The 6,675-nt window shown below is 75.1% G+C and carries 7 protein-coding genes; all 7 read right to left on the reverse strand.

Annotation, left to right across the window (positions count from 1 at the left end; all coding sequences use genetic code 11):
- The coding region (locus E1166_RS28395; RefSeq protein ID WP_132342953.1) for a glycosyltransferase family 9 protein at positions 1 to 758 on the reverse strand (758 nt) is incomplete at its 3' end.
- On the reverse strand, positions 755 to 1,459 hold the full coding sequence (locus E1166_RS28400) for an SDR family oxidoreductase (RefSeq protein WP_132342954.1): 705 nt from the start codon (positions 1,457 to 1,459) through the stop codon (positions 755 to 757). The genes E1166_RS28400 and E1166_RS28395, both read right to left, overlap by 4 nt.
- Complete coding sequence (locus E1166_RS28405) at positions 1,456 to 2,928, reverse strand: PfkB family carbohydrate kinase (protein WP_132342955.1); 1,473 nt, start codon at positions 2,926 to 2,928, stop codon at positions 1,456 to 1,458. The genes E1166_RS28400 and E1166_RS28405 overlap by 4 nt, the downstream gene beginning before the upstream one ends.
- A complete protein-coding gene (locus E1166_RS28410) occupies positions 2,925 to 3,629 on the reverse strand; it encodes an SIS domain-containing protein (RefSeq protein WP_132342956.1) in 705 nt (234 codons plus the stop codon). Before E1166_RS28410 ends, E1166_RS28405 begins: the two co-directional genes overlap by 4 nt.
- Positions 3,629 to 4,846 carry a glycosyltransferase gene (locus E1166_RS28415; RefSeq protein ID WP_132342957.1) on the reverse strand — a complete coding sequence of 406 codons (1,218 nt, stop codon included), beginning with the start codon at positions 4,844 to 4,846 and terminating at the stop codon, positions 3,629 to 3,631. The genes E1166_RS28410 and E1166_RS28415 overlap by 1 nt, the downstream gene beginning before the upstream one ends.
- Positions 4,831 to 5,805: a glycosyltransferase gene (locus E1166_RS28420; protein WP_132342958.1), complete on the reverse strand. Its 975-nt coding sequence runs from the start codon at positions 5,803 to 5,805 to the stop codon at positions 4,831 to 4,833. The genes E1166_RS28415 and E1166_RS28420 overlap by 16 nt, the downstream gene beginning before the upstream one ends.
- Positions 5,802 to 6,675, reverse strand: an 874-nt coding sequence (locus E1166_RS28425) for a glycosyltransferase family 9 protein (RefSeq protein ID WP_165944452.1), incomplete at its 5' end; no start/stop codon positions are given. The genes E1166_RS28420 and E1166_RS28425, both read right to left, overlap by 4 nt.

Here is a 6,675-nt window from a genome sequence, read left to right on the forward strand (position 1 = left end):
GGGCCGAAGAGCAGCACCGAGGGGGTGGCGTACCCGGTGGCCAGGTGTCCGATGCCGGTGTCACCGCTGACCACGAGCCGGGCGTGGGCGACCAGCGCGGCCAACTCGCCCAGGTCGGTCCGCCCGGCCAGGACGACCTCGGGCGGCAGCCCGGCGGCGGCGGCCACCCGCGCGGCCAGGTCACGCTCGACCGCCGAGCCGGTCACCACCACCCGGTGGCCCCGCCCGGCCAGCTCCCGGGCCAGCGCGGCGAACCGCCCGGCCGGCCACCGCTTCTCCGGCGCCTTGCTGCCCGGGTGGACGATCGTGACGCCGACCGGCATCTGACTCGGAGCGGGTCGCCGCAGGGCAAGGTCGGTGCGGTCGGCGGGGATGCCGTACCAGGCGAGCAGCCGGCACCAGCGGTCGACCTCGTGTTCCTCGGCGAACCACGCGGGGCCGTCGAGGTGCCCGGCCTCGGCGTTGGCGAAGGCCAGCAGCCGGCGTGGGCGGACACCGGCGAGCATCCGGTGTGACTGCGGGCCGCGCCCGTGCAGGTTGACCGCCAGCTGCGGCGGTGCGCCGGTGCAGGCCAGCTCACCCAGCCCGTCCGTGGCCAGCAGCCGGTCGACCGCGTCGACCAGGTCGGCCAGCGGCGCGAGCCAGGCCGGCGCGGCCAGTGCCAGCTCCTGGTCGGGGTACGCGGCCCGCAGCGCGCGTAGTGCCGGGACCGCGGTGGCCAGGTCGCCCACCCCGAGGGCACGCAGCACGAGGATCACGGCCAGGACGTCTCCCGCTCGGCGCAGACCACCAGTTCACGCACGGCGCAGCCCGGAGGCTGGGACAGCGCGAACATGACCGCGGCAGCGGTGTCGGCCGGGTCGTTGAGGTTGGCGTCCGGGCCGGGTTTGTACTCCGCGTCACGGTCGTCGAAGAACGCGGTACGCATCCCACCGGGGATCAGCAGGGTCACCCCGACCCGGCCGGCGAGTTCAGCGGCGAGGGCGCGGGTGAAACCGACCACCCCGAACTTCGCCGCGCAGTACGCGGTGGCGTCACTGACCGCCTTGATCCCCAGCGTCGACGCCACCGTCACCACCGTGCCACGCGAGCGTTCCAGGTACGGCAGCGCGGCGCGGACCACCGCGGCGGTACCGAGCAGATTGACCGCGACGATCCGGTCCCAGGCGGCCCCGTCCACGTCGGCCAGCTTCCCCGGCACGTCCACCCCAGCGGCGGTGACCACACCGGCCAACCCGCCGGCCTCAGCCGCGATCCGCCGGGTCGCCTCCTCAGCCGCCCGCGTATCGGCCAGGTCACACTCGACCCACGACACCCCACCGACCGGAGCCTGCCGGTCCAACACCAACGGCCGCCCACCCGCCTTCGCCACCGCCGTCACCACCGCCGCGCCCAGACCACTCGATCCACCGGTGATCAGAACCGTCGGCCCGGCACCGGGTGCTGCGCTGCTGGTCATCGTGTTCCTTCCGTCTTGAGCCGAGCGGCCCGGCCGGTGCCGGTGGGGACCACACGCCGCTCGCCCCGGGCCGCCGCGATCATGTCCGTGGTGGAGCGCCCGTGCAGGTAGGGCACCACCACCGTCTGTCCACCCCACCGGCGCAGCACCTCCGCCTCCGGCAGGGCGGAGCCGTCACCGCCACCGGTGGCGTAGTCGCCGCCCTTGACCCAGATGTCCGGACGCAACCAGCTCAACGCGGCGTGCGGGGTCGGCTCGTCGAAGACCAGCACCGCGTCCACGCAGCTCAACGCCGCCAACAGGCGACTGCGGTCACCCTGGGACACCACCGGGCGGTCCGGACCCTTCAGCCCGGCGACGCTGGCGTCGGAGTTGAGGCAGACGACCAGGCAGTCGCCGAGTTGCCGGGCGGCCTGAAGGGTGGCGACGTGCCCGGCGTGCAGCAGGTCGAAACAGCCGCCGGTGGCCACCACCGTCCCGCCGGCCGCGCGTACCTCGGCCACCACCGCGCCGGCCGCCGCCGCCCCGATCCGCTCCCCACCCCCGGCGAGCACCACCGGTGGGGCGGTGTGGACCGACCGGGGCAGGGCGGCGGCCACTCCCCCGCCGGCCACGTACGCCGACGCCTCCGCCACCGCCTGCTGTACCGCCTCGGAGACCAGCGCGCCCCGGGCCAGCGCGAGAGTGGCGGCGGAGGCGAACCGGTCCCCCGCCCCGCAGGTGTCGCCCTCGGCCGTCACCGGGGCCGAGACCACCAGCGGGGTCGTCCCGGCGTGGCAGAGCAGTGCGCCGTCCCCGCCGAGGGTCACCGCCACCGCGCCGGCCCGCCACCGCTCGCGCAGCCCCTGCGCGCCCCGGGCGGCGGTGGCCAGCCGAGACTCCCCGGCGGGCACCTTGGTCAGTTCCCGGGCCTCCGGCTCGTTGGGGGTGGCCAGGGTGACCCCGGGCACCGCCGCCGGCCCCCGTGGATGCGGATCCCAGACCACCGGAGCACGGGTCGCGGCGAGGGCGGCGCGCAGTGCCGGCTGCCGGGCCACGCCCCGGCCGTAGTCGCTGACCAGCACGGCCGACGCCTCGGCCAGCAGCCGCAGCACCGCCTCGTGCGGCTCCCCGGGCACGCCGGCCGGGCCACCCCGGTCGTGGCGCAGCAGGACCCGGCCCCGCGCCCGCAGCCGGATCTTCTCCGCCGTGGCACCGGGCAGCGGCAGCGCATACACCCGCACCCCGGCGGCGGTGAGCAGGGTGGCGAGCCGGGCTCCGGCGGCGTCGTCGGCGAGCGCGGTCACCAGGGCCACCTCGGCGCCCTGCGCGGCGGCGAAGACGGCCGCGAGGCCGGCTCCGCCGGGCCGGTCGGCGTGCGTGGTCTCGTCCAGCACCGGGACCGGCGAGTCCGGGCAGAGCCGGTTCACCACGCCCTCGACGTCGCGGTCCAACAGGGTGTCGCCGACAACCACCAGGGGTCCGGTCACGCTGTCCCTCCTTGTCCCGCCTCCACCTGGCGCCCATCGCCGTCGAGCAGCACCTCCACCCCGGCTCGGACCGGCCCGGCGCTGGTCGTGGTTCCCGCCGGCGCCGGCTCGGTCGGGACACGGCGGGCAGCCGCGGCCGGCAACTCCCGCTCGACGTACTCGCAGAGCACGTGGGTGGAGACCAGATGCAGCTCCTGCACCACCTGACCGTCCGCTGAGGCGATGGGCAGCGCCTCGTGGCACGCCTCGGCCAGCGGGTTCGGGGCCGGGCCGGTGAACGCCCAGCAGCGCAGGCCGACCTCGCGGGCGGCGTCGACCGCGCGCAGCAGGTTGGCGCTGGTGCCGCTGGTCGACATCAGCAGCAGGATGTCGCCGACCCGGCCGTGCGCGCGGACCTGCCGGGCGAAGACCTCGTCGTAGCCGTAGTCGTTGCCGATCGCGGTCACCGCCGAGGTCTCGGCGTGCAGCGCGATCGCCGACAGGGGTCGGCGGTCGTCGCGGAGCTTGCCGACCAGTTCGGCGGTGAGGTGCTGGGCCTCGGCGGCACTGCCGCCGTTGCCGGCCACCAGCAACCGGCCACCGCCGGTCAGTGTCCGGGCCAGCTCGGTGCCCCAGCGGGCCAGCAACGTCTCGCAGTCCCGGTACGGCAGCAGCGCCTCGGCCAGCAACGTCAGGTGCGCGTCGAGCAGGTCGCCCGCCATCAGGCGACCACCCGGCTCGGCCGGCGGACCGCGGCGACCTCGCCGTACAGTTCCGCGATCCGCTCGGCGGCGGAGGCCCACGAGTAACTGCGCCGGGCCCGGCGCAGCGCTGCGGTGGCGTACCCGAACCGGCGGATCCGGTCGTCGAGCAGACGCTGGACCGCGATGCCCAGGGCCCTCGGGTCCCGGGCCGGGACCAGGTCGCCGGTGACTCCGTCGACGACGGTGTCCTTGATCCCACCGACGGCGGTGCCGATCACCGGCACCCCGCAGGCCATCGCCTCCAGCGGGGTGAGCCCGAACGGCTCGTACCAGGGGGCGGCCACCAGCACGTCCGCGGAACGGTACCAGCGACCCATCTCCTCCCTCGGCACCGCGCCGACCAGCCGGACCCGGTCGGCGACCCCGCAGGACTCGGCGAGTGCGCGCAGCCGTCGGGCGTACGGGTCGGCCTCCAGCAGCCCGGCGGGCGGACCGCCGACGATCACGCACTCGGCCCGGGGCACCAGCTCCATCGCCCGGATCACCGTCTGGAAGCCCTTGCGTTCGACCAGCCGGCCGACGGTGAGCACCCGCGGCCGGTCGGGCTCCCGCTCGGCGGCCGGCCCGAGGGGAGCGAAGGTGGTCAGGTTGACCCCGGAGGGGATCACCGTCATCCGGGACCGGGGTACGCCGAGGCGGACCAGCTCGCCGACCTCGTCCTGGCACTGGGCGATCACCCGGTCCACCGCGCGGCCCAGTTCCCGCTCGTAGCCGATCCGCCGGGCCGGGCTGGTGTCCTGTACGCCCTGGTGCCGCTTCTTGACCGTGCCCAGCGCGTGGTACGTCTGCACCACCGGCACTCCGGTCTGTCGACCGGCGGTCAGCGCCGCGAGCCCGCTCATCCAGAAGTGCGCGTGGACCACCTCGGGCGTCCAGTCGCCGCCCCGCCACCGCTGCGCCAGCCAGGCGCTGAACTCCTTCATGTGCGGCAGCAGCTCGTCCTTGGCCACCGGTTCCGCGGGGCCGGCGGGCACGTGCACCACCTCGTACCCGCCGGGGGCACGGACCGTCACCGGCAGGTCGACGGCGTCGCGGCGGGTGTAGACCCGCACGTCGTGCCCGGCGGCCGCCAGCGCGGCGGCCAGTTCGGCGACGTGGGTGTTCTGCCCGCCGGCGTCCTCACCGCCCAGCACGGCGAGCGGGCTGGCGTGCTCGGAGATCATCGCGATGCGCATACTTCCTCCTCCAGCAGGCGGTCCCAGTCGGCGAGGAATCGGTCCAGGCCGTAGCGGCCCCGGGCGGCGACGCGGGCCCGCTCCCCCGCCCGGCGGGCCTCGGCGGGTTCGGCGACGAACCGCCGCGCCGCCTGCACCAGCACGTCCACCCGGGTGGAGATGACTCCGGCGTCGGGTGGGATGGCCTCGACGGCTTCGGTGGTGGCCAGGGCGATGACGGGCATGCCGATGTGCATGGCTTCGATGAGGCTGAGTCCCAGTGAGGTCCACCGGCACAGGTGCAGGTAGGCGCGGCGTTGGGCCAGTTCGGTGTGCATCCGGTGCTGCGGCAGGTCGTCGTGGCTGGTCAGCCGGTCGGCGGGCAGGCCGAGGTGGTCGGCGAGGCCGGTCACTTTCATGCCGTAGACGTCTAGTGGGGCGATCTGGGCGAAGCGGGTGAGCAGGTCGGTGCCGGTGACGCGCCAGCGGCGGATGGGTTCGTTGATGACGACGGCGAGTCGGTCCAGTTGCCCGGTCCATTCGGTGGTGGGTGGTACGACGCCGTGTTCGATGACCGTCGTACGGGTGCCCCCGTTGTCGTAGAACAGTTCGTTGAAGTGGGTGACGTGGGTGAGGAGGAGGTCGTCGCGGTCGGCCATGGGGTGGCGGGTGTGGGGTACGTCGCCTTTGGGGGTGTTGTGTTCGACGTAGATGGCTGGCAGGTCGCGGCCGGGGCGGCGGGCGAGCCACTGTTCGGCGAGGTCGAGCTCTTCGGGGCGCTGTAGCAGCACGACGTCGATGTGTTCGTGGCGTAGCTGTTCGGGGGTGGTCTCGATGGCGTTGTCGGGCCAGGGGTAGGTGCGGGCCCGGCCGAGTCCGTAGGGACCCCGGTCGGGGGTGACGGGGATGAGGTAGCGGTGCTTGCCGTGCACGAAGGACGTGGTCCAGGAGCCGTGCACATGCCACACCAGGATGTTCATCGGGCGCTCCCGCCGCCGGTGACCACCGCCGGCGCCTGCGGGCCCCGCGCGGTCACCGTGCCGGACGGCGGCGTGTCGGCCGACACGCCGAGCAGGCGTACGGCGTCCAGCACCCGACCCGGTTCGACGGTGGCCAGGCAGGGGTGACCGGGCTCCGGGCAGCGGGTGGCGCGGGTGTCCCGGCAGGCGGCGGTGGCGTCACCGAGGCGGACCGTCGGCACCCGGTAGGGCCCCCACTGTCCGTACGGGACGGTGGGGGCAAAGAGGCTGACCACCGGCACACCCAGCGCCGCGGCCAGATGCGCCGGACCGGTGTTGCCGACGACGAGTGCGCCGGCCCCGGCGAGCACCGCGGCCAGCTCCGCCAGCCCGGTGCGTCCGCCCAGGTCGAGGCCGGCGTCGCCGGCGACGCCGGCGGTCAACGCCGTCTCGTCCGGACCACCGGTGACCACCACCCGGTGACCGGCGGCGGCGAGCACCCGGACGATCCGGGTGGCCAGCTCGGGTGGGCAGGCGCGGCTCTGGACCGCGGAGCCGGGATGCACCACCACGTACCCCGCGGGGCCGAGCCCGGCCGGCGGTGGGGGCAACCCGTCGGTGCGTACCCGCAGGGTCGGCTGGTCCCCCGGCGGTAGTCCGAAGCCGGCGGCGGCGGCGAGGGACAGGGCGCGTTCGGGTTCGGGTGTGCCGGTGGGGACGTGGTGTCGGATGTCGAGGAGGCTGCCGGGGTAGTCGTCGCTGATGGCGCTGATGCGGGGTACGCCGGCGAGGCGCAGGAGCAGGGCGAGGGGGAGGGGAGACTGGTGGAAGCTGGTGAAGATGACGGCTTCGTCGGCGGCGACGGCGGTGAGTCGGGTCGTGAGGTGGTGG

This window comes from Micromonospora sp. KC213, assembly GCF_004348325.1.
GTDB lineage: Bacteria > Actinomycetota > Actinomycetes > Mycobacteriales > Micromonosporaceae > Micromonospora.

Bases quoted from the DNA above. Each gene is read 5' to 3' on its own strand.
- E1166_RS28420 (WP_132342958.1), bottom strand. From the start codon at position 5,805: ATGAACATCCTGGTGTGGCATGTGCACGGCTCCTGGACCACGTCCTTC.
- E1166_RS28400 (WP_132342954.1), bottom strand. From the start codon at position 1,459: ATGACCAGCAGCGCAGCACCCGGTGCCGGGCCGACGGTTCTGATCACC.
- E1166_RS28415 (WP_132342957.1), bottom strand. From the start codon at position 4,846: ATGCGCATCGCGATGATCTCCGAGCACGCCAGCCCGCTCGCCGTGCTG.
- E1166_RS28410 (WP_132342956.1), bottom strand. From the start codon at position 3,629: ATGGCGGGCGACCTGCTCGACGCGCACCTGACGTTGCTGGCCGAGGCG.